The 24,247-nt window shown below is 73.6% G+C and carries 19 protein-coding genes and 1 tRNA gene; 12 read left to right on the top strand and 8 right to left on the bottom strand.

Features of this window, described 5'->3' with window-relative positions; genetic code table 11:
* Together ACWD6P_RS30120 and ACWD6P_RS30115 are read left to right on the top strand one after the other, a co-directional pair.
* Positions 1-984 carry an aldo/keto reductase gene (locus ACWD6P_RS30120; protein ID WP_451447335.1) on the top strand — a complete coding sequence of 328 codons (984 nt, stop codon included), beginning with the start codon at positions 1-3 and terminating at the stop codon, positions 982-984.
* A complete protein-coding gene (locus tag ACWD6P_RS30115; RefSeq protein ID WP_451447334.1) occupies positions 981-3,392 on the top strand; it encodes a helix-hairpin-helix domain-containing protein in 2,412 nt (803 codons plus the stop codon). The genes ACWD6P_RS30120 and ACWD6P_RS30115 overlap by 4 nt, the downstream gene beginning before the upstream one ends.
* Positions 3,393-3,538: 146 nt before the next feature.
* Here ACWD6P_RS30115 and ACWD6P_RS30110 read toward each other — a convergent pair whose 3' ends face one another.
* Entirely contained in the window at positions 3,539-4,210 is a 672-nt protein-coding gene (locus tag ACWD6P_RS30110) for a hypothetical protein (RefSeq protein ID WP_451447333.1), read from the bottom strand.
* Between the two features lie 47 nt (positions 4,211-4,257).
* Between ACWD6P_RS30110 and ACWD6P_RS30105 the strand changes: the two genes are divergently transcribed.
* On the top strand, positions 4,258-4,446 hold the full coding sequence (locus ACWD6P_RS30105; protein ID WP_014059547.1) for a DUF5703 family protein: 189 nt from the start codon (positions 4,258-4,260) through the stop codon (positions 4,444-4,446).
* A 155-nt stretch (positions 4,447-4,601) separates the two neighbouring features.
* Here the strand turns inward: ACWD6P_RS30105 and ACWD6P_RS30100 are convergent, their stop codons facing one another.
* The 3 genes from ACWD6P_RS30100 to ACWD6P_RS30090 all read right to left on the bottom strand — a co-directional run bounded on the left by ACWD6P_RS30100 (position 4,602) and on the right by ACWD6P_RS30090 (position 7,362).
* Positions 4,602-5,447, bottom strand: a complete 846-nt coding sequence (locus ACWD6P_RS30100; protein WP_451447332.1) for a chaplin family protein — start codon at positions 5,445-5,447, stop codon at positions 4,602-4,604.
* Between the two features lie 195 nt (positions 5,448-5,642).
* Positions 5,643-5,876, bottom strand: a complete 234-nt coding sequence (locus ACWD6P_RS30095) for a chaplin (protein WP_451447331.1) — start codon at positions 5,874-5,876, stop codon at positions 5,643-5,645.
* Between the two features lie 160 nt (positions 5,877-6,036).
* Positions 6,037-7,362 (bottom strand): M20/M25/M40 family metallo-hydrolase, encoded by a 1,326-nt coding sequence (locus ACWD6P_RS30090; RefSeq protein WP_451447330.1) that lies wholly within the window; start codon positions 7,360-7,362, stop codon positions 6,037-6,039.
* A 237-nt stretch (positions 7,363-7,599) separates the two neighbouring features.
* Between ACWD6P_RS30090 and ACWD6P_RS30085 the strand changes: the two genes are divergently transcribed.
* From ACWD6P_RS30085 to ACWD6P_RS30055, 7 genes are all read left to right on the top strand, one after another.
* Positions 7,600-7,684: transfer RNA gene (locus ACWD6P_RS30085), tRNA-Leu, on the top strand.
* A 102-nt stretch (positions 7,685-7,786) separates the two neighbouring features.
* A complete protein-coding gene (locus ACWD6P_RS30080) occupies positions 7,787-8,749 on the top strand; it encodes a pseudouridine synthase (RefSeq protein ID WP_451447329.1) in 963 nt (320 codons plus the stop codon).
* A gap of 197 nt (positions 8,750-8,946) precedes the next feature.
* Complete coding sequence (locus tag ACWD6P_RS30075; protein WP_451447328.1) at positions 8,947-10,458, top strand: caspase, EACC1-associated type; 1,512 nt, start codon at positions 8,947-8,949, stop codon at positions 10,456-10,458.
* 15 nt (positions 10,459-10,473) lie between these two features.
* Positions 10,474-13,017 (top strand): hypothetical protein, encoded by a 2,544-nt coding sequence (locus ACWD6P_RS30070; protein WP_451447327.1) that lies wholly within the window; start codon positions 10,474-10,476, stop codon positions 13,015-13,017.
* A 3-nt stretch (positions 13,018-13,020) separates the two neighbouring features.
* Positions 13,021-14,385, top strand: a complete 1,365-nt coding sequence (locus ACWD6P_RS30065; protein ID WP_451447326.1) for a hypothetical protein — start codon at positions 13,021-13,023, stop codon at positions 14,383-14,385.
* A 96-nt stretch (positions 14,386-14,481) separates the two neighbouring features.
* The gene (locus ACWD6P_RS30060; protein ID WP_451447325.1) at positions 14,482-15,240 is read left to right on the top strand and encodes a Bax inhibitor-1/YccA family membrane protein; all 759 of its coding nucleotides are present in this window, start codon (positions 14,482-14,484) and stop codon (positions 15,238-15,240) included.
* A 111-nt stretch (positions 15,241-15,351) separates the two neighbouring features.
* A complete protein-coding gene (locus ACWD6P_RS30055; protein ID WP_451447324.1) occupies positions 15,352-16,026 on the top strand; it encodes an HAD family hydrolase in 675 nt (224 codons plus the stop codon).
* Positions 16,027-16,060: 34 nt separating this feature from the next.
* Here ACWD6P_RS30055 and ACWD6P_RS30050 read toward each other — a convergent pair whose 3' ends face one another.
* Together ACWD6P_RS30050 and ACWD6P_RS30045 are read right to left on the bottom strand one after the other, a co-directional pair.
* Positions 16,061-17,695, bottom strand: a complete 1,635-nt coding sequence (locus ACWD6P_RS30050; protein ID WP_451447323.1) for an ABC-F family ATP-binding cassette domain-containing protein — start codon at positions 17,693-17,695, stop codon at positions 16,061-16,063.
* 306 nt (positions 17,696-18,001) lie between these two features.
* Positions 18,002-19,417 (bottom strand): cytochrome P450, encoded by a 1,416-nt coding sequence (locus ACWD6P_RS30045; protein ID WP_451447322.1) that lies wholly within the window; start codon positions 19,415-19,417, stop codon positions 18,002-18,004.
* 160 nt (positions 19,418-19,577) lie between these two features.
* Between ACWD6P_RS30045 and ACWD6P_RS30040 the strand changes: the two genes are divergently transcribed.
* Positions 19,578-19,982, top strand: a complete 405-nt coding sequence (locus ACWD6P_RS30040; RefSeq protein ID WP_451447321.1) for a (2Fe-2S) ferredoxin domain-containing protein — start codon at positions 19,578-19,580, stop codon at positions 19,980-19,982.
* Positions 19,983-20,018: 36 nt separating this feature from the next.
* On the opposite strand, the gene ACWD6P_RS30035 is transcribed toward ACWD6P_RS30040, so the two are convergent.
* Positions 20,019-21,041 (bottom strand): hypothetical protein, encoded by a 1,023-nt coding sequence (locus ACWD6P_RS30035; protein WP_451447320.1) that lies wholly within the window; start codon positions 21,039-21,041, stop codon positions 20,019-20,021.
* Positions 21,042-21,293: 252 nt separating this feature from the next.
* Positions 21,294-22,949 (bottom strand): FAD-binding dehydrogenase, encoded by a 1,656-nt coding sequence (locus tag ACWD6P_RS30030; protein ID WP_451447319.1) that lies wholly within the window; start codon positions 22,947-22,949, stop codon positions 21,294-21,296.
* A gap of 233 nt (positions 22,950-23,182) precedes the next feature.
* On the opposite strand from ACWD6P_RS30030, the gene ACWD6P_RS30025 reads away from it, so the two are divergent.
* Entirely contained in the window at positions 23,183-24,034 is an 852-nt protein-coding gene (locus tag ACWD6P_RS30025) for a DMT family transporter (RefSeq protein ID WP_451447318.1), read from the top strand.
* The last annotated feature ends 213 nt before the right edge of the window (positions 24,035-24,247 follow it).

Genomic DNA, 24,247 nt, shown 5'->3' with positions numbered 1-24,247 from the left:
ATGGAGCAAAGGCACCTCGGCCGAACGGGTCTTCGTGTGTCCCGGCTGGGGCTCGGCACGCTGAACTGGGCCCGCGACACCGACGAGCAGGAAGCCGCCGAGCAGCTCAAGGCGTTCTGGGAGGCCGGCGGCACCCTCGTGGACACCGCCGACATCTACGCCGACGGCGGCGCCGAACACCTCCTGGGCCGGCTGACGGAGGGTCTCGTCCCGCGCGGCGACCTGGTCATCGCCACCAAGGCCGGCAGCGTGCTGGAGCCGGACCGCCGGGTCGACGGGTCTCGGCGCCATCTCCTCGCCGCCCTCGACGCCTCTCTGGAGCGGCTGGGCACCGACTACGTCGACCTGTGGCAACTGCACGCCTTCGATCCGCGCACTCCGCTGGAGGAGACCCTCCAGGCCCTCGACCTCGCCGTCAGCAGCGGCCGGGCGCGCTATGTGGGGCTGTCGAACTTCTCGGGCTGGCAGCTCGCCAAGGCCGCCACCTGGCAGCTCGCCGCACCCGGCATACGCAACCGCCTGGCGAGCACACAGATGGAGTACTCCCTCCTGCAGCGCGGCATCGAGCGCGAGGTGCTGCCGGCGGCGCTGGACCTGGGCATCGGCGTACTGCCGTCCTCGCCGCTCGGACGCGGCGTGCTGACCGCCAAGTACCGCCATGCCACCCCGGCCGACTCACGCGGGGCCTCGGAGCATCTGGCGCCGTTCGTCGCCCCCTATCTGGACGAGACGGCGAGCCGGGTCGTCGACGCGGTGGCCACCGCCGCCGACGGACTGGCCGTCACCCCCCTCCAGGTCGCGCTCTCCTGGGTCCGCGACCGGCCCGGCGTGACCGCGCCGGTCCTCGGCGCCCGCACGGCGCTGCAGCTCAGAGCGGCATTGTCAGTGGAGACCCTTAGTCTTCCTGACGAGATCCGCCGGGCGCTGGACGATGTGTCGGCTCCGGTGCACCACTACCCCGATCACGACTGGAGCACGCTGTGAGTACCGACCGCCTCGCCGGCGAAACCCCGCCCGAGCAGGAGGGCGCGGCCGGGACCGCGGATGCCCCGGAGCCCGACGGCGCGGCGGCCCCGGGCGAGGAGGCGCAGCAGGCCCCGGCGGCCCCGCCGGGCAAGGCGGCCTCGCCGGGCAAGACGACCGCGGCGGCGCTGGCGGCGGCGGTGCGGGCCGTGGAGAGCGGCGAGCGTTCGGCCGCCTCGTTCTTCACCGCCCCGCGTCCCGCCCGGCCGGCCGCCCCCGCCGCCGGACCGCCCCAGGGCACCACGGCCACCGGCGGCCCCGCCCCCCAGGCCGCACCGGCGGCCCGGGCCCAGGAGGTGACGCGCCCGCGCGCCGCGCAGGAGGCCGCGGCTTTGGCCCGTACCGCCCCCGGGGACCCCGGCGCTCCCGTCCCCGGCGGAGCGGCGGCGCCCGCCGCCCCGGCGTCCGCGCCCCGTCCCACCTCCCCGGGCCTCGACGGCGTACGGCAGGTCCTCGCCGCGGGCGGCGCCCCGGAGGCGCTGGCGGAGAAGGCCGCCGAGGTGCTGGGGGAGCGGGCCGCCGAGGCGCTGAGCGAGGACCCCTGGCAGCTGCTCGGTGTGCCCGGGGTGCGCCCCGAGCAGGCCGACGGATTCGCGCGGGCGCTGCTCGGTGCCGCGGCCGGGCCCGGCGACGAGCGGCGCGCACAGGCCCTGGTCGGCTGGCTGCTGGAGCAGGCCGCCCTCGCGGGGCACTCCGCCCTGGAGGCCGCCGCGCTGCGGGCGGCGCTCGCCCAGCGCTCGGTGCCCGACCCCGACGAGGCCCTGCAGACCGCCATCGCGGAGGGCGCGGTGCTGGTCTTCCAGGACGCCGTCGAGGAGCCGGGCCGGGCGCGGCCCGCGGCGGACGACGAGGAGGCGGAGCAGCCGGTCCGGATCCTGCTCGGCCTGGACCGTTTCGCGATGGCCGAGGAGAGCGTCGCCGACGGCCTGGCACGGCTCCTCAACACGTTCGAGCCGGTCACGGCCCCGGAACAGGGCGCGTCGGAGGACGAGGACGGCGCCGGGACACCCGGCGACGAGGCGGCCGCGGAGACCGACACGGACGGCGCGGACGACGCGGACGAGCAGACGGCGAGCGCCTCCGAGGCCGACGGCGAGGAGCCGGTGGCCGAGGAGACCGTGCGCCCCTCCCCCGCCGCCTGGGAGGCCGCGGCGGCCGCCACCCCCTCGCCGTCGGCCGCCGAGCTGATCCGCGCCGCCGCGCACAGCGGCCTGGTGGCGCACACCGGCGCGGAGGCCGCCCGCGCCGAGCCCGCCGCGCTGATCTCCGCGGCCCGCGCGCTGGGCCTGCGGGCCTTCGGCGCCACCCACACCGAGAACGGCCGCCGGCGCCTGGCCGCCCACCTCGCCGAGAGCGCGCCGGACACCGCCGACGGCGCGGATCCGGCCGCGGCGGCGGTGACCGTGTCCGGTCTGCTGTCCGGGCAGCAGGGCCCCGGCCGGGACGCGGACGGCGCCCTCGCGCTCGATCTGCTGGTCGTGCTGGACGCCCCGCAGCTGGATCTGGAGACCGCCGCGCTGCTCGTCGAGTCGCTGACCGACGGCACCCGCCTCGTCCTCAGCGGCGACCCCGGCGTCCTGTGGTCGGCCGGCCCCGGACGTCTCTTCGCCGACCTCCTCGCGGCCCGCTTCTGCCCCCAGGTCGCCTCCCGCACACCGGACTTCGGCCCGATCGGCGAGCTGGTGTCGGGCATCGGCATCGGCGAGCTGAGCCAGGTCGAGGCCCCCGGCAAGGAGGTGGTGATCGTCCCGGTGCGGGACGCCGGCGAGGCGGTGCACCGCACCGTCCAGCTGGTCGCCGACTCGGTCCCCCGGGCGCTCGGTGTCCCCGCGGAGCAGACCCAGGTCATCACGGTCGGCCACGGCGGCGCGGCCGGCACCCGCGCGCTGAACGCCGCGCTCAAGGAACGGCTCAATCCCGGCCCCGGCCGGTTCGGCGGCTTCGACCCCGGCGACCGCGTGGCCTACGCCCCGGCGCCCGGTCGTACGGTGCCCGGCACGGTCACCGGCGCGGACGCCGCGGGCCTGCGTCTCGACTGCGAGGGCTCCGCGGTCGTGGTGCCGCGCGAGCAGGTCGGCGCCGGAGCCGTACGCCACGGCTGGGCGCTCACCGCCCATCAGGCGGCCGGGACGCGCTGGCCGGCCGCGGTGGTCGTGCTCCCCGGTGACGCGGCCGGCGGTCTGACCCGGGCCTGGGTCTACACGGCCTTCAGCCGCGGCGAACGGCATCTGTCGGTCGTCCAGGGCGCCGACCAGGCCCTGCCCCGCGCGGTCGCCGAGGTCCCCGTCAAGGAGCGCACCACCCGGCTGCGTGCGCTGCTCCAGCTGCAGAGCGCGCAGACCACCGGGGACGAGCCGGTGGACGGCTGAGCCCGTACCGCACACCACACCCCGCTCACACCACTGCCCCGGCCCCTCGGCGGATGTCCGCCGACGGACCGGGGCAGCGGCGCACAGCGATCAGCGGCGCACCCGGAGCGCGGCGCCGGCGGGGCCGGGTGCGGCCCCGCTCGCCCTCACCGTTCGTGGTCCAGCGGCTCCAGCAGGTCGTCGCCCAGTTCCTCGTCGAAGACCGCGCTGACGTCGAAGCGGCACACCACCCGCTGCGGGTCCGCCTGATCGAACGGCGCGGACAGCCACTCCCCCGGCTCGGCCGGATCGTCGGCGGCCGCCACCCACAGCGTGGAGTCCCCCTCCTCCAGGCCGAACTCCTTGTGCCGGGAGGCGATCTCGTCCGGTTCGAACTCCCCGAACAGCACACCGAGCGCCGCATGCACACTGCTGCCGACGACCGCGGCGGCATCGGGCCGCTTGCCGGCGGCGTCGTCGGCGGCGTCCGGATCGAGATCGGCGACGCGTTGTGCCTGATGGAGCAGCCGCTGCGGTTCGGCGACCGTGTAGTCGCGTCGGATCAGCACGCTCAGCGCGCTCGGCTCCTCGGGACCCGCGTAGGCGGGCAGGGCGTCGCTCCCGGGGATCTCGAAGGGGGTGACCTCGTCGTAGGTGTCGTAGAGCAGCTCGTCATAGACCTCAGCCGCCGCGGCGAGCTCGTCGAACGCGGCGTAGACAGCCGGATCGTCCGGCCCCGAGCGGCGTTCGACCGCGTCGAGGTGACGGTCCAGCGCGGCTTTGACCGCCTCGGCGGCGGCACGTACCTCGGCAGCGGAAGGCTGCGCAGCATCAGACATAGTGCAGACGCTATCCGTACCGGGGCCGGTCCCGCACAATAGATGCGATGCCGGAATACGAATTCTGCGATGTGTATGTCCCCCGGGGAGTCTCCCGGAAGGCCACCACACGCCTGCTGACCGACCATGCCGAGTACGGACACTGGGAGTTGGACCGACTGCGCCTGAATCCGGACGGGAGCCGCAGGGTGCGGCTGCGCCGCCGGATCATCCGCCAGCTCCGCGCCACGTGGTGACTGCCGCCGGCGGGTGAACACAGCAGAGCGGGCCCCGTCCGGACGGGGCCCGCTCCGTGGTGTACGCGCCACCGTCCGCAGCCGGTCAGCGGCGGACGGTGCACACGATCATCGACACGCGTTCTTCCGCACGGTGCGCCGTCCGCGCACCGCCATCAGCCCGCGCTCTTGCGTGCCTTGCGGTACAGCACCGCGCCTCCCAGCAGCAGCCCCGCGCTGGCGGGCAGCGCGTAGCCCAGGGCGCCGGCGCCGGTCTGCGCGAGCTGCTCGCTGGGCCGGGCCGCCGTCGCGGTCCGGCCGTGCGATGTGGGCCCCGCTCCCGGGGCTTCCTTGCCCGGGGCCCCGGGGCGCTGCCCGTGCGCCGGCTTCTCGGAACCGCCCGGCTTCTCGGCCCCGCCCGGGTTCCCGGGCTTACCCGGGTGCTCGGGCTTGCCCGGGTGATGCGGGTGTCCCGGGTGGTGCGGGTGTCCCTCGTTCCCCTCCTGGCCCGGGTGCTCCGGGTTCCCGGGGTGGTGGGGCTTGCCCGGGTGGTGCGGACGGTGCGGGCCGTTGGGCGCCCCGTTGGCGCAGTCGTTGTCGTGGGTCGGGCTCAGCACCCCGACGACATCGACGCTGTTGCCGCAGACGTTCACCGGTGCGTCGACCGGCACCTGGACGTTGTTGCCGGAGGCGATACCGGGCGAGTCGGCGGTCCGGCCGGAGGCGCTCGCCCCGCCGTGGTGTCCGCCGTGGCCGTGGTGTCCGCCGTGGTGCTTGCCGCCGCCGTTGGCGCAGTGGTTGCCGAACGTGGGGTTGAGCACCCCGACGACATTGACCGTGTTGCCGCAGATGTTCACCGGTACGTCGACCGGTGCCTGGACGTTGTTGCCGGAGGCGATACCGGGCGAGTTGACCGCGGCGCCGTCGGCTCCCGCATCCGCGTGCGCGTAGCCGGCGGCCGCGGCGAGTACGCCGCCGGCCGCTGCCATGGTGATCAGGCCCTTGCGTGCGACCTGTCTCATAGGTGTGTTCCCCTGCCTAGTGCCTTACAGGAATGCGTGCGAGCGGCGCTGCCCATGGAGATCCCGAGAGTTCCACGAGAGATCCACTCGCCCATCGAAATACCCAGAGGCTCCGGAATGCATGGCAGGCATTCCGGAGCCAAGCTGAATTGGACCCTTACGGGTGCAGATACGACGTCGCAGAGCGTCAGAAGTTCACTTGTTGACGCAGTAGTTGCCGAACGTGGGGTTCAGCAGCCCGACCACGGAGATCGTGTTGCCGCAGGCGTTCACCGGGACATGAACCGGCACCTGGACGTTGTTGCCGGAAACGACGCCGGGCGAGTTCACGGCGGCACCCTGGGCACCCGCGTCCGCAACAGCGAGGCCCGCACCGGCGAGCACCAGGCCACCGGCGGCCGCCGCGGCGGCAGCGATCCTCTTGATCATTGTTCCTCCTTGTAGGCAATGCGGTCCCAGCCGCGGACCGCACTGCCTACAACGAGGAAAAGGCCGTTGAAGCTACGAACACATCAGCACATTCACTCTTTTCAGCGAAGTCGGCGCGAACGGCAGGTAATTCGCGTCGTACGCAGCTTCAACTCCGGTTTCAGCTCTGGTCGATGAACCTGTCGAGCACCCGCACCCCGAACTTCAGCCCGTCCACCGGCACCCGCTCGTCCACGCCGTGGAACATCCCGGCGAAGTCCAGCTCCGGCGGCAGCTTCAGCGGCGCGAAGCCGAACCCGCGGATCCCCAGGTCGTCGAACGACTTGGCGTCCGTACCGGCGGAGAGCATGTACGGCACGGCCCGCGCGATCGGGTCCTCGGCCTGCAGCGCCGACTGCATCGCGTCCACCAGCGCACCGTCGAACGTCGTCTCCAGCGCCTTGTCCGCGTGTACGTCCTCGCGCTTGACCCGCGGCCCCAGGATCCGGTCCAGATCGGCCAGGAACTCCTCCTCGTAACCGGGCAGGAAGCGCCCGTCGACATGCGCCGTGGCCTGGCCCGGGATCACATTGACCTTGTAACCGGCCCCCAGCTGCGTCGGGTTCGCGGTGTTCCGGAGCGACGCGCCGATCAGCTTGGCGATACCGCCGAGCTTGGCGAGGGTGTCGTCCATGTTCTCCGGGTCGAGCTCGGTGCCCAGCGCGTCCCCGAGCTGGTCCAGGAAGGACCGCAGCGTCTTGGTCACCCGGACGGGGAACTCATGGCGGCCCAACCGCCCGACGGCTTCCGACAGTTCGGTGATCGCGTTGTCCTTGTGGATCATCGAACCGTGCCCGGCCGACCCGTCCACGGTCAGCTTCATCCAGTGCATGCCCTTCTGGGCCGTCTCGATGAGGTACAGCCGCAGCTGCTCGTTGACCGTGAAGGAGAAGCCGCCGACCTCGCTGATCGCCTCCGTCACGCCCTCGAAGAGCTCCGGGTGGTGGTCGACGAGGTAGCGCGCGCCGTACGTACCCCCGGCCTCCTCGTCCGCGAGGAAGGCCAGCACGATGTCCCGCGGCGGTTTACGCCCGGTGCGCAGCCGGTCACGGACGACGGCCAGCGTCATCGCGTCCATGTCCTTCATGTCGACCGCGCCGCGTCCCCAGACGCAGCCGTCCGCGATCTCCCCCGAGAACGGGTGATGGGTCCAGTCGTCGGCGTTGGCGGGCACCACGTCCGTGTGCCCGTGGATCAGCAGCGCGGGCCGCGAGCGGTCCTCGCCCTCGATCCGGGCGACGGTCGAGGCGCGGCCCTTGTGCGACTCGAAGATCCGCGGTTCGAGGCCGACCTCGGCGAGCTTCTCCGCGACGTACTCGGCGGCGGCCCGCTCACCCGGGCCCGAGTGGTCGCCGTAGTTGCTGGTGTCGATCCTGATCAGATCCCGGCACAGGTCGACCACCTCGTCCTCACCGGTGACCGCACTGGCCGGCTTCGGCTCAGTCACACTGCCTCCTCATGATTCACGGCCGCGTCGTGCGCCCCGAGGAGCGCGCTCCGCGGCGGGGTCCACCGCCATCCTCCACCCGGCGCCCCCTGCGCCCAAGGCCGCAATACTCCCGACATGCGCTGGTCACAGGCCCGGGCCCGGGCCCGGCCGGCAGCGCGGGTGATCGACCACCCCCGAAGGTTTGCTATTGTTTTCCACGTCGGAACGGCCCAGGGCCGCAACGACAGACACCTTGTCCGGGTGGCGGAATGGCAGACGCGCTAGCTTGAGGTGCTAGTGCCCTTTATCGGGCGTGGGGGTTCAAGTCCCCCCTCGGACACTTTGCAGATCAGCGCCCGCCCCGGCTCCGGCCAGGCGGGCGCTGGTCGTTTCTGTGCGGTGCGATGTGGGAGCACCGCCCGAGCCGAGGTTTCCTTGCCCCATGAGACGCAGATCTCCCGTTCCGCCCGCCCCGCTCCCCCAGCGTGCGGGGATCGATCCCGTGCGGGTTCGGCTGCCCGCCGACCCGGACGGCGCATGGGCGACCGTGCGGGACCATCTGGTGGACCGGTACCGGGGCGCGATCGGGGCCGGGCGGGTCGAGGAGATGCTGGCGGCGGGGCGGTTCGTCGGGGTGGACGGGGCGCTGAGCGGGGGCGAGCCGTATCTGGCCGGGCGGTATGTGTGGTTCCACCGGGACTTCGCGCCGGAGGTGCCGGTGCCGTTCGCGGTGCGGATCGTCCATCAGGACGAGCGGATCGTGGTCGCCGACAAGCCGCACTTCCTCGCCACCACGCCGCGCGGGCGGCACATCACCGAGACCGCTCTGGCGCGGCTGCGGCGCGATCTCGCGCTGCCCGCACTGCAGCCCGCCCACCGGCTCGACCGGCTGACGGCGGGGCTGGCGCTGTTCGTCGTACGGCCCGAGGACCGGGGGGCGTACCAGGGGCTGTTCGGCGGGCGCCGGGTGCGCAAGGAGTACGAGGCGGTGGCGCCGTACGACGAGCGGGTCGCGCTGCCGGTGACGGTGCGCAGCCGGATCGTGAAGGAGCGCGGGGTGCCGGCCGCCCGGGAGGTGGCCGGTGAGGTCAACGCGGTCAGCCGGGTGGAGCTGGTCGGGCGGCGCGGCGGGCTCGGGCGCTACCGGCTGCTGCCGGAGACCGGACGCACCCATCAGCTGCGGGTGCACATGAACGGCCTCGGGCTGCCGATCCTCAACGATCCGCTCCATCCGGGCCCCTCGGACCGTCCCGCCGCCGCGGGGGACGCCGGGCCGGAGGACTTCGCCGCGCCGCTGCAACTGCTGTCGAAGGCGCTGGAGTTCAGGGATCCGGTGGACGGCCGGGAGCGGCGGTTCGAGAGCGGGCTGCGGCTCGCGGCATGGGATGCGCGGCCGTTGTCCTGATCCTGAGACCTGCGTGACGGGTGCCACTTATGCTGCGGCTCAGGGACGAGTGACGGCAGCGGGGGCGGCGGTGCGCGTACGGATCGGGAGGGACCGGGACGGGATCGCGGTCGGTCGGGGCGAGGGCGCCGCGCCGACTGCCGGGGGCGAGGAGGGGCCCGGCGCGCCGGTGGTCCCAGCCGGGCCGCGGGATTAGCGTGTCCGCCTGGCAGCTGTCCGATCCGGCCCGGTCGCGCGCCGTGCTGATCGGTACGGACACGTATGAGCACGGGGCGCTGGAGGACCTCCCGGCGGTGCGCAACAACCTCGGGCGGTTGCGTGAGCTGCTGTGCGACACCGGGGCGTGGGGGCTGGCCGGGGAGCGGTGCAGTGTGCTGCGGCAGCCGACCCGTCAGGCGATGCTGAACGCGCTGTACGACGCGGCCGCCGAGGCCACGGACACCGTGGTGCTGTACTACGCCGGGCACGGCCTGGTGCACCCGCTGTCCGGGGAGCTGCATCTCACGCTGCCGGAGTCGGACCCGGACCGGCCGCACACCGCGGTGCGCTACGAGGAGCTGCGGGAGATCCTGCTGTCCCCGTCCGGCGGGCGTCCGGCGGCCCGGCGCAAGGTGGTCGTGCTGGACTGCTGCTGGAGCGGACTGGCGCTGGGCGGTATGCACACCGGTGACCTCGCGCCCGCGGCCGCCGTGCACGGTGCGTTCGTGCTGACGGCCACCGCGGCGACGCGCCAGGCGCTGGCCGTACCGGGCGAGAGGTACACCGCGTTCACCGGCGAGCTGATCGGCCTCGTCGAGTCCGGGGTGCCGGACGGTCCTGCGCTGCTGAGCATGACGGCGCTCTTCGAGGGGGTGACGCAGGCGCTGCTGGCGAAGGGGCGGCCGCTGCCCCGGCAGAGCAACAGCGATCTGGCCGGGCGGATCTGCCTGTTCCGCAATCGCGCCGTGCGTGCGGCCGGCGCGCCCAGCCGGCCGGCGGACGGCGAGGGGGCGCCGGAGCGGGGCGCGGCCCGGGGCGCGGACCGGGCGGCGCGCGGCGGTGTCCGGCCGGCGCGGGTGGCCGTGCCGGTGCCGTCCGGGCGGCGGCCGCCGTCGCCGCCGGGGCTGGTGGCCGTGCCGCCCGCCGGGCCGGTGGCGGTGCGGCTGGGACGGTACCCCGTGACCCATGCGCAGTTCCGGGCGTTCCTGTGCGATCCGGCGAACGAGCGCTGGCGGCCGGCGGCCGCGCGGGCGGCGGGGGCATACGTCGACGACAACTATCTGCGGGGCTGGTGCGGCCTGGAGTTCCCGGCGGGGCGCGGCGGGCACCCGGTCGTCGCGGTGAGTGCCCATGCCGCCCGCGCCTATGCGGCCTGGGCGGGGCGGCGGCTGGGGACGGCACTGCGGCTGCCCACGGCGGACGAGTGGGAGCTGGCGGCGCGGGCCGGGCGGACCGGGGAGTGGTGGCGCGAGGACATCGCGGCGGGGCGGGTCAACTTCCGTGGCAGTCTTGGGGAGTTGGCGCCGGTCGGGGAATTCGCGGTGAATCCGTACAACATCGGGGACCTGCTCGGTAACGTCTGGGACATCTGCGTGGACGGCACGGGCGCACCGGTGCTGCGCGGGGGTGCCTACGACACTCCCGTGGCGCGTCTGCGGGAGTCTCTGTCGCCGCGGTCACCGTCCGAGTGCCGCGGGAACGTGGGATTCCGGTGTGCCGGCGAGGTGTGACGAGGAGGGGGTCCGATGCGGGGGGACGGCGTCGACGAGGTGCTCAGGCGCCTGCCGCACACCTGGACGGCGGGCGAGGCGGAGCAGGTCAAACAGCGGTTCCGGGAGAGCCGGCCGGCCGTGCCGAAGCAGCTGGTGAGCAGGGTGTGGCAGTACTGGCTCCAGCAGTGCCCGGATGAGCCGCTGTTCGGTGACACCGAGGACGATCTGGCGCTGGTGCTGCACGCCCGGGCACTGGGGCTGCACGTCCCCGCAGCGGAGAGCGGGGCCGACGACGGTCCGGTGGCGCGGTGTGCCCGGCGGGCCCGGGAGTCGGCCGACTGCGGGCCGCTGTTCCCCGCGGCGCCGGCCTGGGGGCCGAAGGCGGCGCTTGCGCCGCAGGTGCGCGCGGCGCTGCCGTCGTCGCTGCTGCGGGCCTGGGTGGCGGGGGACGAACAGGGCCCCGTCGAGGTGCTGGTGGTCGGGTCGGGCATCCCGGAGATTCGGCAGCAGGTGGTGCAGGCGGCGCTGACCACCTGTCTGCGGGTCAACGGCCTCAGTGATCCGGAGAGCGGGGACTTCGTCGGGGACCATCTCGGCGTCGGGCTGATCAGGGTCACGGCCGGACTGTCCGGCACCCAGCCCTCGCTCGATCTGCCGTCGGTCTTCCGCGCGCGGTCGGTGACGGTGGCGGACGGCTCGTCCTCGACGGCCCGTGGCGCGCTGCGCGACTTCGTCGGCCTGCTGCGGTCGCTGGCGCACGAGACGAGCCTGGTGGAGGTCGCCGACATCGCGTACGGGGAGCTGGTGGCGTACGCGCAGGGGATGCGGGCGCTCGCCGAGCGGGCGGCGGCCGAGACGGAGCAGGCGCTGCTGCGGGCGCCGCGTGCGACGGACGGCCCGCGGGATACGGGGCTGGTGTCGCTTCAGCCGTATCTGCGGACGGTGCGGGGGCACGGCGCCACCGTGGGGCTGGAGTTCAGCCCGGACCTGTTCACCACGGATGCGTACATCGGTGTCGAGCAGGCCCATCAGCGGGTGCTGTCGCAGCGGCTGACCATGGACGCGCGGCTGCGCCTGGACCAGCTGGAGGCCGAGATCAAGCAGCTGAGGGCCGATCTGGCGGCGTTCGAGGGGGCGAGCCCGGAGGAGCGGCGGGCGCTGTGGCCGGCGACGGTGCTGCTGGTGGAGCGGTTCGACGAGCCGACCGGCCGCACGATCCGGCTGACCGAACCCGAGGAGCGGGAGACCGAGCAGTACTACCAGGTCAATGTGCCGCAGCTGATCACGATGCGGGAGAAGTGGGCCCGGCGCAGGGGTGAGCTGGTGGAGCAGCTGGAGACGGCGGTGCACCGGCCGCATGCGCCGGCGCGGCAGGTGGCCGCCGGGCGGTTCCTGGATGCCGCGCTGCGGGGGGTGACGCCCGACGAGTCTCCCGCCACCGAACGGGCCTTCCTCGCCTGGCGCAAGGACGTCGCGCCGATGCTGTGGTTCGAGTGGCGGTGCGCGCTGCGGGCGCAGGGCATCGCGCCGTCGGACGTGTTCACCCCGCACACGGTGCTGATCAGCCGCTATCTGCCGCCGACCGCCGAGGACCCGGCGCTGCTGTTCGTCCATCCGTACACGCTGGTGGACACCGCCCGGTCCGCGGTGCTCGCCGATGCCGAGCGGGCCGTGGTGGTGGTACGCGATGCCACCGACCACGCCGAGCCCGCGCCGTCCGACACCACCGGCCCCACCGCGCAGACGCTCTGGGACGAACTGGCCCGGCTGGCCGAACAGCCCCATGTCGAGGAGGAGTTCGGCCGCCGCTTCATCGAGGCGCTGCGGGCCCAGCCGTACGGTGTGGCCCGCCGGATGATCGAGGCCCTGCAGCCGTCCGAGCCCACCGCGGCCGAGGCCGACGACATCGAGGCGGCGCTGCGGACCGCGGAGCGGCACACCTCGGTCGGCGAGGGGATGGAACGGGCGCTGCTGGCGATGCGCACCGAGGCGTTCCTCACCGCCCGTGAGTGTCTGGACGACGTCCGCGGCGAGCCCCGGTGGCAGGCGCGGGCGTGGCTGCTGCGGGCGATCGTGGAGTGCCGCGCCGCACGGCTGGAGGCCCGCGACATCCCCGGGCTGCTGGGCCATCAGATGCCCGGTCTGCCGGACACCGCGCTGCGGGCGCTGGACGAGGCGGGCAGCGCCGACGAGGAGTTCACCGCGGGCTGGCTGGAGGCCCTCCCGGAGGCCGGGCTGGACAAGGGCATCCGGCGGCTGTTCCAGGGCCTGCCGCGGGCGCGGGCCAGCTGCAAGGGGGATCCGCTGAACAAGGTGAGCGCCGAGCGGGAGTACGCGGTGTGGCTCTTCCGGCGGGCGGTGGAGAACGCCCGGCTGGCCCGGCAGCTGGACGAGGCCGGCGAGGAGCTCGGCGAGCACCAGGAGGCCGTCGACGCGGCGCTGGCGAAGCTGGGCCGGGCGCTGGAGGAGATTCTTGTGGGGCCGTACGTCGGGGGGTCGCGGGGTGCGGCCGAGGAGCTGTTCGAGGTCCTCTCCGGGCAGGAACCGCCGCGCTACGGCCGGGTCGCGGGGAGGTGAGCGATGGACAACGAGCTGTACGTCGTGTGGATGGTGCGGACCTCGGAGCGGGCCATGGCGGCCGTCGAGGAGGCGCTGGGCAACTTCGCCGCGCATGATCTGCTGCACCGGATCGGGCGGTTCAGCGAGGCGGAGAGCCGGCTGGCGGAGCTGGCGGCGCGGATCCACGCCGCGTTCACCCCGCCCGAGCTGCCGGCCACGTTCACCGGGCGGCATCTGCATCTGCTGGTCGGGCCGACCGCGCAGCCGCTGCTGGCGGAGATCCTGCAGTGCCCGGAGTCCGATGTCTTCGCGACGCTCTTCGACTCCCACCAGCTCGCCCAGGCGCTGCGCGAGACCGGGCACCATCAGGACGGCGTCGACGACGCCGAGTTGCTGCTGCTGGCGCTGCTGGCCCGGCTGCCGCGGCTCGCCGCCCGGCACGGGCTGGAGTCCCGTGACTGGGGCGGTTTCGTGGAGAGCCGCGCCTGGCTGACCCCGTACGCGCTGGACCGGCTCACGGAACTGGCCCGGCGCCGCGACTGGTCCGCCGACGCCGGCCCCACCCAGATCCTCGCCGGTGTGCTGGAGGGCGTCGGCGGGCGGCAGGAAGCGGACCGGGCGGCGCAGTTCGACGCGCTGGCGCTGATCGAGCTGCGCCGGCGGATCGGCCTGCTCAGCGAGCAGTTGCGCGGCGATGCGCTGGAGCACGCGGAGGAGGCGGCGCGCCTGGCGCCGGACCTGACCAGTGTGCGCCGGCTGCCGGCATGGCTGGAGCTGTACGAGCACCATGCGGTGGCCGTGGGGATGCGGCGGCTGTTCGCCGGGTCGGTGACGGTCAGCGAACAGCTCACGGGCCTGTACAGCCAGCCGCCCCCGGAGACCGGCAGGCCGAAGCCCGAGGCGTCTTTGCAGGTGATCAACGAGGTCCGCTACGGCTTCCTGAAGCGGCGGATGTCGTTCGACATCGCCTGCGAGGTGGAGGGGCAGTCGCACCCCCTGCTCGTACTGCGCTGCCGCGGCGTGCTGCCGGAGCACTACCCCGCCCTCCGCGACAGCATCCACCAGCTGCGCGGCAGCGACCTCGCCGCGCAGGGCGACAGCCTGGGCGAGCGGCTGCTCAACACCGCGGTGCCGCAGCGTCTCGGGCTGCCCGGCCGGCTGCGTTCGGCGCTGCACCGCTACGGCACCGAGGCGGTGCAGTGCGTGGTGCTCACCGGCATCCGCCAGCCGATCGCCGTGCCCGCGCCCTGGCGCGACCACCTGGGGACGGCGCTGCCGTACGGGCCGCCGCCCGGCGGGGACAGCGTGTTCCCTGCGGTGCCGGAGGTGGTCCGGGCGCTGCGGGAGAGCGTTCCCGGCACCCGGCGGGTCGTGGAAGTGGAGTGAGCGGGACCCGCCCGCTGCCGGACACGCCAACTATGCTTGCTGCACAAGGAGTTGAGCGATCCAGATGCGTACGATCCGATCTCTCCGGGAGGGCCGGTGCCCACGACAAGCAACCCCGCGATCCGTAACCTGCTGACGCTGGACGGCGCGGTCACCCCGGCCGGGACGAAGCCGTCCGGCGGCGCCGCACCGGCCGCCCCGGACCGTCCGATCACGCTCGACGACATCGTCGTCAAGACCCTGGCCGTCCTCGCCGTCCTGGCGGCGAGCGCCCTTGTGACCGTGTTCCTGGAGCTCGGGTTCCTGGCCCTGCCGGCCCTGCTCGCCGGGCTGGGCATCGGCATCTTCCTGGCCGTCCGGCCCCGGCCCAGCGCCGCGCTGGCCCTGCTGTTCGCGGCCGTGCAGGGGATCGTTCTCGGGGAGGCGACCCGGTTCTTCGACGCACTGCACCCGGGCGTCGGCAGCCAGGCCGTCATCGGCACCGGCTGCATCTTCGCCGGCACACTGGCCGCGTACGCCACCCGCGCCGTACGGGTCAGCGCGAAGGCGACGCGCTGGGCGGCCGGTACGGCGATCGGGCTGCTGGCGCTGGTCGTGGCGGACATGGTGGCGTCGCTGGTGTTCGGCGCGGACCTCGGGCTGCGGGACGGCGGCCTCCTGGCGATCGCCGTCAGTGCGGTGGCGATCGGCGCCGCGTCCTTCTTCTTCCTGGTGGACTTCGAGACCGCCAACCGCTTTCTGCGGTCCGGTGCCTCGCACCGGTGGGCCTGGTACGTGGCCTTCGGACTCGCGATGACGATGGTCTGGCTCTACTTGGAGCTGCTGCGGCTGCTGTCGTACCTGCGGTGGTGGTGAGGCGTCCGGCCGGTCCCGGGCCGCCCGCTGCCCTGTAATTGCGGTGCGGGCCGGCGCCGGACCTGCGTACGGTGCGCGGATCTGTTCACTGGAAGAAGGGCCGGCCGGCGGATGCTGATCTTCGATGCCGATGACACGCTGTGGGAGAACAACGTGATCTTCGAGCGGGTCATCGACGAGTTCCTGGACTGGATGGTCCACCCCGAACTCGACCGTGCGGGGGTGCGGGCGGTGCTCGACGGGATCGAGGCGGCGAACGCGCCGACCCTCGGATACGGCAGCAGGGTGTTTCTGCACAGCCTCGGGGAGTGTGTGGCACGGCTGCGGGGCCGGGCCGCCACCGCCGAGGAGTCGGCGCGGATCTCGGGGTGGGCGGCGGCCTTCGCGGGGGACCGTGTGGAGCTGATTCCCGGGGTGGCCGAGACGCTGGCCGAGCTGGCACGGCGGCATGAGCTGCTGCTGCTGACCAAGGGGGACACGGAGGAGCAGCAGCGGAAGGTGGCGGCGTCCGGGCTGACCGGGCACTTCCGGGCGGTGCACATCGTGGCGGAGAAGAACGTCGCCACCTACGAGGAGCTGACCCGCGCCTACGACTTCGCGCCGGACTCCGCCTGGATGATCGGGAACTCCCCCAAGTCGGACATCCTGCCCGCCCGTTCGGCCGGTCTCAACGCGGTGTTCATCCCGAACGACCACACCTGGGTACTGGAGCACGGCGACCTCGATCCGGCGGACGCGAAAGTGCTGCAGCTCTCCGCGTTCAGCGAATTGCTGCAGCACTTCTAGGGCCTGTCCGACAGGGCCTGTCCGACGGGCTCGCCTACAGCGGTTCGCCGTCGGCCAGTTCACCGTCCTCCAGGGTGAGCCACCGCGTGATGCCCAGCTCCCTCAGGAACGGCAGATCGTGGCTGACGACCAGGAGGGCGCCCTCGTAGGACTCCAGGGCCGTGACCAGCCGGCGGACCGACGCCATGTCGAGGTTGTTCGTCGGCTCGTCGAGCAGCAGCAGCTGCGGGGCCGGCTCGGCCAGCATCAGGGCGGCGAGCGAGGCCCGGAAGCGTTCGCCGCCGGAGAGCGTGCCGGCCTGCTGGTCGGCGCGGGCGCCCTTGAACAGGAAGCGGGCGAGCCGGGCGCGGATGCGGTTGTTGGTGACGTCCGGGGCGAACCGCGCGACGTTCTCGGCGACGGTCAGGGTGTCGTCCAGGACGTCCAGGCGCTGCGGGAGGAAACGGTGGGGGACATGGGCCTCGGCCGTTCCCTCCTCCGGTGGGACCTCGCCGGCGAGGGTGCGCAGCAAGGTGGTCTTGCCGGAGCCGTTGCGGCCGGTCAGCGCGATCCGTTCGGGGCCGCGCACCTCCAGGTCGGCGCGGGCGCCGTAGCGGGTCCGCAGGGCGTGCAGGGTGAGCACGGTGCGGCCCGGCGGCACGGCGGTGTGCGGCAGGTCGATGCGGATCTCGTCGTCGTCGCGGACCGCCTCGGCGGCCTCGTCGAGGCGCTCTTGTGCCTCCTTGAGGCGTTCGGTGTGCATGATGCGGTGTTTGCCGGCGGATACCTGGGCCTCCCTCTTGCGCGCGTTCATGACGATCTTCGGTTCGCGCTTGTTGGCGTACATCTTGTTGCCGTAGCGGACCCGGCGGGCCAACTTGACGTGGGCGTCGGCCAGTTCGCGCTTCTGGCGCTGTACGTCGGCCTCGGCGGACCGCACCATGCGCTCGGCCGCCTCCTGTTCGACGGCCAGGGCCTCCTCGTACGCGCTGAAGTTGCCGCCGTACCAGTGGACCTCGCCGCCGCGGAGGTCGGCGATCCGGTCGACGAGCTGGAGGAGTTCGCGGTCGTGGCTGACCACGACGAGCACCCCGGACCAGCCGGAGACCGCGTCGTACAGCCGCTGCCGGGCCGCCCGGTCGAGGTTGTTGGTGGGCTCGTCGAGCAGCAGGACGTCCGGGCGGCGCAGCAGCAGGGCGGCCAGCCGCAGCAGGACGGACTCGCCGCCGGAGACCTCGCCGATGGTGCGGTCGAGGTCGAGGCCGGGCAGTCCGAGCTGGTCGAGGGTGGCACGGGCGCGCTCCTCGACGTCCCAGTCGTCGCCGACGGCGGTGAAGTGCTCCTCGCGCGCGTCGCCGTTCTCGATCGCGTGCAGGGCGGCGCGGGTCGCGGCGATGCCGAGCGCCTGGTCGACGCGGAGGTGGGTGTCGAGCGGCGCGTGCTGCGGGAGGTATCCGACCTCGCCGACGGCCTTGACGCTGCCCGCGGTCGGGGTCAGCTCGCCCGCGATCAGCTTCAACAGGGTGGACTTTCCCGCCCCGTTGAGGCCGATCAGGCCCGTACGGCCGGGGCCCACGGCGAGTTGGAAGTCCTCCAGGACGGGGCTGCCGTCGGGCCAGGCGAAGCCGAGGCCGGTGCAGACGATGGAGGCGGGGGCCGCAAAGGACGCGGCGGTGGGCGGCTTATGCATAAAGGTCTCCAGGGTGCGCGTGGTGCATGAGCGGGGGGCTTGCGCAGGGAGACACCGCGGGAACGCCGAGATGCGCCGGGGTACGCCGTAGGGCACTCCGAGGTCACGGACGGGCCGCGCGATGCAGGGCATACGCGGGCGCGGTGTCTGCGGACCTCAGACGAGCAACGGCCTTCTCCAATCGGCGGCAATGGGACCGGAAAAGACACTACGGGGGACGCCGCCGAAATGCAAACGCTATTTTCGTTGCGTTAGGTGGAAGTGCGGGATGGCGGACGGATGCGGGACAGGCGGCGCCCCCGGGGGCTACTCCCCCGCCCCGTCGCGCGGACGCAGTCGCACCCGGGCCGGGCCGGTGGGCTGGAGGGTGATACCGGCGGCGACCGGCACCTCCTCGTCCACGGCGTCGAGTTCGTAGCCGCGCAGCAGCGTCGCCAGTGCCAGCACCGACTCCAGCATCGAGAAGTGCTGCCCGATACAGGCGCGCGGGCCGCCGCCGAAGGGGAACCACGCATAGCGGTGCCGGGCCGCCTCCCGCTCGGGGGCGAAGCGGCTCGGATCGAAGCGCTCCGGGTCCTCCCAGAGCGCCGGGTCGCGGTGGGTCACCCAGGAGGCGACGACCACATCGGCGCCGGCCGGAATGCGGAAACCGCAGAGCTCGGTGGCGGTCACGGCCCGGCGGCTGATGACCGGCGCCGCCGGATAGAGCCGCATGGACTCCTTGAGCGCCTGCGTCAGATACGGCAGCCGGTCCAGGTCGGCGGCGGTCGGGACGCGGTCCGCCAGGACGCGGTCGATCTCCTCGCGGACCTTCGTCTGCTCCTCGGGGTGCCGGGCGAGGAGGTGCAGGGTGAAGGCGAGGGAGGTCGCGGTGGTCTCGTGCCCGGCCAGCAGGAAGATCAGGACCTGTTCGCGGACCTCGGTCGCGTCGAGCGAGCCGTCCTCGTCGTTGCCGGCCGCGACCAGGAGCGAGAGCAGATCGTCCCCCTGCCCGTCATCGTCCGCGCCGGACACCGCCCGGCGGTCCGCGACGATGCGGTCGCACAGCGCGTTCAGCTCGTCGGTGGCGGCCCGCGCCCGCAGGTTGCCGGGGGTGGGCCACCCGCGCGGGATCTTCACGGGCAGGTAACCGCGCTGTACGACATAGGCGTTGATGACGGGGGCGCACCGGTGGATGGCCTCCACGGCCTCCTCGGCGTCCAGGCCGAAGAGGATCCGGGAAACGGTGCGCAATGCGAGCCGGTTCATCTCGGGCACCAGATCGACGGTCTCCGTCCGCGCGGACCGCCAGCGGTCGACGAGCGCCTCGGCCTCGGTCGTCACCGCCGAGGCATAGCCGTCGACCCGGCGCTTGGTGAACAGCGGCTGCACCAGCCGGCGTTGCCGGAGGTAGTCGGCGTCCTGGCTGGTGAGCAGGCCGTTGCCGAAGGACTGCCGGACCTCCTCGTAGAGCGGGTGGTCCTTGCGGAAGTTGGCGGCCTGGGAGGCGAGGATCTGCTGGACGCCCTCGGGTTCGAAGACCGCGTGGAACACACTGCGCAGACCGGGCGGGCCGGCCTGCAGGCGCACCACGCCACCGTGCTCGCGCCGGGCGTTCGCAAACGTACGGAGCGAGTCGCTCCGCAGGTCGAGCAGCGAGCCGAGCACGGGGAGGCCGGCCGGGCCGGGTATCTCGGTCTCCGGCGCGGGGCCGGGCTGGGAAGGGGACTCGGTGAGGGACATGCTGGGATTCCTATCCCAGTCGTGCACATGACTAATCCCGGCGTCGCACCGTGATTCCGGCATCGCACCGTGACTCGGCGTCGCACCGTGACCCGGCGTCACTCCGCCCCGGCCCGCCGAGGGGGAGGCGGCGCGGGGAGCTCCGCCGCCCCCACGTAGCATGAGCCGGATGATCAACAAGCGTGCCGGCCGGGCGGCGACCGCGGCCCCGTGCCGGGTCACCGTCTGCCGTGGCTGCTGCTGCGGCGATGCGGCCAAGATCCCGGGCGTCGACCACGCCGGGCAGATCCCCCGGCTCCGGGCGGCGCTGGACGGCGCGGCGCCGGTACGGGCCTCCGAGTGCCTGGACGTCTGCGACCAGGCGAATGTGATCGTGGTCCAGCCGTCGGCCGAGGGGCGCGCGGCGGGCGGTCGCCCGGTCTGGCTGGGCCTGGTCAACGACGACGACGCACTCGCGGACATCGCCGCCTGGATACGCGCCGGCGGGCCGGGCCTGGCGGAGCCGCCGGGCGTCCTCGATCTGTACGCGATCACGGTGTCGCGGCGGGTGCGGGAACAGATCTGACCGTATGCCGCCTGCCGCGGCGACGGCGAACCGCCCCTACGGCCCGTCCGAGGGGTCACGGCCGGAAACCCCCTGCGGCCGGGCGCCCGGCACCGTGGGCTCACCCCGGGCGCAGGCCCGCACCGCGGCCCGGAACGCCCCCTCCGCATCGCGGCCCCCGTACGACCACGGAGCGCGCGTCAGATGGGGGCCGATGCGCTGGAAGAGGGCGGCGGCCTTGGCCCTCTTGCCCTCGTGGAACATCGCATGGGCAAGGAAGTTGAGGTCGACCTTGCCGCGCGGATGATCCTCGCCCTCCCACTCCAGCCACCAGTCGAAGGCGGCCTGCAGGAGCTTGTGGGCCCGGCGGGTGGACCAGTGGCCGGAGTCCGCGGGGTCGGGGGGCTCCAGGCCCGCGGCGGCCCGTACCCGGTAGCGCTCGGCGTGCGCGACGACGGGGAGCAGGGCGAGCGGGGAGTCGGCGGGGGCGCGGGCCGCGGCGCGGGCGGCGAAGGCGTTGGCCGGGTGCCGCGGGTCGTCGGGGCGGCCCGGCTGCTGCTCGGCCAGGCAGGCCGCCATCAGGTGGTGTGCGTGGTGGTGGTCGGGGTGGCGGGCCCGCACCTGCCGGAAGGCGTGGGCGCGGGCGTCGGGGGTGCCGGTACGGCGGGCGAGGATCAGCGCGCCGAGCCAGGGGGTGGGGTCGTCGGGCACCATCCGGGCGGCGGCCGCACAGGCCTCGGCGGCCGCGCCGGTACCGGCCTCGCCGCGCAGGGCGAGCCGTACGGTGGCGAACGCCAGGAGCGTCGCGGCGTCACCGCTGCCGGGCTCGGCGAGCTGCCAGTCGCCGGCCCAGGCGGCGCTGCCGGGGCAGCTCGCCAGGACCGCCAGCCGGTGCCCGCGCCGGTCCCAGTCCGCGCCGGTCTCGGCGAGCAGGGTCCGCACCCGGGCCCACTGGCCGAGCGCCAGCGCCTCGGCGGCGATGGCCAGTTGGGTGTCGTCCAGGGCCGGGGCGAGGACCGGGGCGTCCGGGCAGCGGGCGCGTCGCACGGCCGGCGGCGGCGTAGGGGGAAACGAAGTCACGGGTCAAGGGGCTCCATGGCGCGCCGTGCGGGCCGGGCACCGCACCGTTGTCCTCGGTGGGGGAGCCGGGCCTGCGCGCGCCTGTGCAGAGGGTGACGGACTGGTCCGCACCAGTCATCACGCACAGCAAAGCGCTACGCAGAGCTCCGCGTCAAGGCGGGAAGGGGAATGGCCGGATCCGCCAATATCCCTTCCGGACAACCGAATTGGGCCGCCACCCGCCGGAATCGCGCCCGTTCCCTCCCCCTCCCCTCAGGCCACCGCCCTGGCCGCCGCCCGTCCCGCCGTACGGCCGGAGAAGAGGCAGCCGCCGAGGAAGGTGCCCTCCAGCGAGCGGTAGCCGTGCACCCCGCCACCGCCGAATCCGGCCGCCTCGCCCGCCGCGTAGACACCGGGAAGGGGGGCGCCGCCGTCGGCCAGCACCCGCGAGGAGAGGTCGGTCTCCAGGCCGCCGAGCGTCTTGCGGGTGAGGATGCTGAGCCGTACGGCGATCAGCGGGCCGGCCTTGGGGTCGAGCAGCCGGTGCGGGGCCGCGGTGCGGATCAGCCGGTCGCCGAGGTACTTGCGGGCCCCGCGCATGGCGGTCACCTGGAGGTCCTTGGTGAAGGAGTTGGTGATCTCGCGGTCGCGGGCCACGATCTCGTCGCGCAGCGCGGCCTCGTCGATGAGCGGCTCCTCGGTCAGCGCGTTCATCCGCCGTACGAGATCGGTCAGCGAGCACTCGACGACGAAGTCCGCGCCGTGGTCCATGAACGCCCGCACCGGGCCCGGCGCGCCGGAACGGGCGCGGCCCAGCACCTCGCGGATGCTCTTGCCGGTCAGGTCGGGGTTCTGCTCGGATCCGGAGAGGGTGAACTCCTTCTCGATGATCTTCTGGGTGAGCACGAACCAGGTGTGGTCGTACCCCGTCCGCATGATGTGTTCGAGCGTGCCGAGGGTGTCGAAGCCGGGGAACAGCGGCACCGGCAGCCGCTTCCCGCGGGCGTCCAGCCACAGCGGGGACGGGCCGGACAGGATCCGGATGCCGTGCTTCGGCCAGATCGGGTTCCAGTTGTCGATGCCCTCGGTGTAGTGCCACATCCGGTCGCGGTTGATGATCCGGCCGCCGGCCGCCTCGGCGATGCCCAGCATCTTGCCGTCCACGTGCGCCGGCACCCCGGAGAGCATCCGCCGCGGAGGCGTGCCCAGCCGCTCGGGCCAGTTGGCGCGCACCAGCTCGTGGTTGCCGCCGATACCGCCCGAGGTGACGATCACGGCCTGCGCCCTGAGTTCGAAGGCACCGGTCACCTCGCGGCTGCTGGGCGTGCCGCGCTCGGCGTCCGAGGGCTCCAGGATCTCCCCGCTGACCGTGTCCACGCTGCCCGCGCTGCGCGAGAGCCCGGTGACGCGGTGCCGGAAGCGCAGCTCCACCAGGCCGCGGGCGGCCCCGGCCCGCACCCGTCGCTCGAACGGCGCGACCAGGCCGGGCCCGGTGCCCCAGGTGATGTGGAAGCGGGGGACGGAGTTGCCGTGCCCGGTCGCGGCATAGCCGCCGCGCTCGGCCCAGCCGACGACGGGGAAGAACCGTACGCCCTGCCGGTGCAGCCAGGAGCGCTTCTCCCCGGCCGCGAAGTCGACGTACGCCTCGGCCCACTTGCGTGGCCAGTGGTCCTCCGTCCGGTCGAAACCGGCGGTGCCCAGCCAGTCCTGCCAGGCCAGCGCCCGGCTGTCGCGGATCCGCAGCCGGCGCTGCTCGGGCGAGTCCACCAGGAAGAGGCCGCCGAAGGACCAGTGCGCCTGTCCGCCGAGGGACTGCTCCGGCTCCTGGTCGAGCAGGATCACCTTGCGTCCGGCGTCCACCAGCTCCGCGGTGGCCGCCAGCCCCGCGAGCCCCGCTCCGATCACGATCACATCAGCGTCGTACGCCATCTCTGCATCTCCTCACCGGGGCACGCCGGCACGCACCCGCCGCCGTGGTGATCGATCCTCAGCGCACCCGACGGCCGCGTCAACCGTTCGGTTACCGCGCGGTACGCGAAGGCACCCGGCGGGACACGGGAGCGCGCGGGAGAATGAGGGGTGACCTGGGCCACCCCGCGCCCGGTGCCGGATGGCTGTTCCCAGCCGCATCCCCCGCCCACGCGCGATACGAGGTGTGCGACGTGACGGTGATACTGCTCGCCCTTGGTGCGGCCTGCTGTCTGGGGTCGGGCTTCGTGCTCCAGCAGGCCGCGGCCCAGTACGCACCGATGAAGGACTACCTCTCGCTGCGTCTGCTGCTCGATCTCGTGCGGATGCCGGTGTGGGTGGCCGGTATCGGTCTGATGGTGCTGGGGATGGCGCTGGGCGCGGTGGCGCTCGGGATGGGTGACATCACTCTCGTGGAGCCCTTGCTGGCGACCAATCTGCTGTTCGCGATGGCGCTGTCCAGGCGGCTGACCCGGCAGCGGCTCGGCCGCACCGGCTGGGCCGGGCTGTGGCTGCTGGCGGGCGGGGTGACCGCCTTCGTCGTGGCCGGCCGTCCGCAGGGCGGGACCAGGAGCCCCGATCATCTGTGGCAGTGGCTGATCATGGGGATGGTCCTGGGCACCGCCCTGCTGCTGGCGGCCGTCGCCAAGCGGGAGCGGGTGCATGTGAGCCTGGAGGCCGCGCTGCTGGGCATCGCGGCCGGACTGGTCTACGGCCTGCAGGACGCGCTGACCCGGATCAGCGGTGACCACTACGAGAAGGGCGGCTGGCCGGCACTGCTGACCAGCTGGCAGCCGTACGCGATCCTCGTCCTCGGGGTGCTGGCACTGGTGATGGTGCAGAGCGCCTTCGAGTCTGCGCCGCTGCGGCTGTCGCTGCCCGCACTGACCGCCGCCCAGCCGCTGGCCGGGATCGCCTGCGGGGTGGGTTTCCTCGGCGACCGGCTGCAGGTCACCCCCGCGGCGCTGGCCTGGGAGGTGTCCGGGATCGCGGCGGTCGTCGCGGGGATCGTATTGATTGGGACCCATCCGGCGATGCCGCCGTGACGCCCTTCCGCTGCGCTTGGCCTGCCGCGCACGTTTTCGGCTTTCCCGCCGTGGGGGTTTGTCGCCGTTGCGCCTGCGGCGAGCTGATTGCCGCTGCGCGGGGCTGTTCGGCTGCCGGTGACGGTCCTCCGGGGTAGGGGTGTGTACGGGACGTACTTCGGTGCGGTCTATGCGACGCTCTTCCCCGGCCACGTCCGGCGGATGGTCTTCGAC

It is taken from the genome of Streptomyces sp. NPDC002446, from assembly GCF_053595675.1.
This window is presented reverse-complemented; position numbering and strand designations above follow the sequence as displayed.

Bases quoted from the DNA above. Each gene is read 5' to 3' on its own strand.
- ACWD6P_RS30040 (WP_451447321.1), top strand. From the start codon at position 19,578: ATGAGCCGGATGATCAACAAGCGTGCCGGCCGGGCGGCGACCGCGGCC.
- ACWD6P_RS30110 (WP_451447333.1), bottom strand. From the start codon at position 4,210: ATGTCTGATGCTGCGCAGCCTTCCGCTGCCGAGGTACGTGCCGCCGCC.
- ACWD6P_RS30030 (WP_451447319.1), bottom strand. From the start codon at position 22,949: ATGGCGTACGACGCTGATGTGATCGTGATCGGAGCGGGGCTCGCGGGG.
- ACWD6P_RS30055 (WP_451447324.1), top strand. From the start codon at position 15,352: ATGCTGATCTTCGATGCCGATGACACGCTGTGGGAGAACAACGTGATC.
- ACWD6P_RS30120 (WP_451447335.1), top strand. From the start codon at position 1: ATGGAGCAAAGGCACCTCGGCCGAACGGGTCTTCGTGTGTCCCGGCTG.
- ACWD6P_RS30080 (WP_451447329.1), top strand. From the start codon at position 7,787: ATGAGACGCAGATCTCCCGTTCCGCCCGCCCCGCTCCCCCAGCGTGCG.
- ACWD6P_RS30105 (WP_014059547.1), top strand. From the start codon at position 4,258: ATGCCGGAATACGAATTCTGCGATGTGTATGTCCCCCGGGGAGTCTCC.
- ACWD6P_RS30065 (WP_451447326.1), top strand. From the start codon at position 13,021: ATGGACAACGAGCTGTACGTCGTGTGGATGGTGCGGACCTCGGAGCGG.
- ACWD6P_RS30070 (WP_451447327.1), top strand. From the start codon at position 10,474: ATGCGGGGGGACGGCGTCGACGAGGTGCTCAGGCGCCTGCCGCACACC.
- ACWD6P_RS30100 (WP_451447332.1), bottom strand. From the start codon at position 5,447: ATGAGACAGGTCGCACGCAAGGGCCTGATCACCATGGCAGCGGCCGGC.
- ACWD6P_RS30045 (WP_451447322.1), bottom strand. From the start codon at position 19,417: ATGTCCCTCACCGAGTCCCCTTCCCAGCCCGGCCCCGCGCCGGAGACC.
- ACWD6P_RS30095 (WP_451447331.1), bottom strand. From the start codon at position 5,876: ATGATCAAGAGGATCGCTGCCGCCGCGGCGGCCGCCGGTGGCCTGGTG.
- ACWD6P_RS30050 (WP_451447323.1), bottom strand. From the start codon at position 17,695: ATGCATAAGCCGCCCACCGCCGCGTCCTTTGCGGCCCCCGCCTCCATC.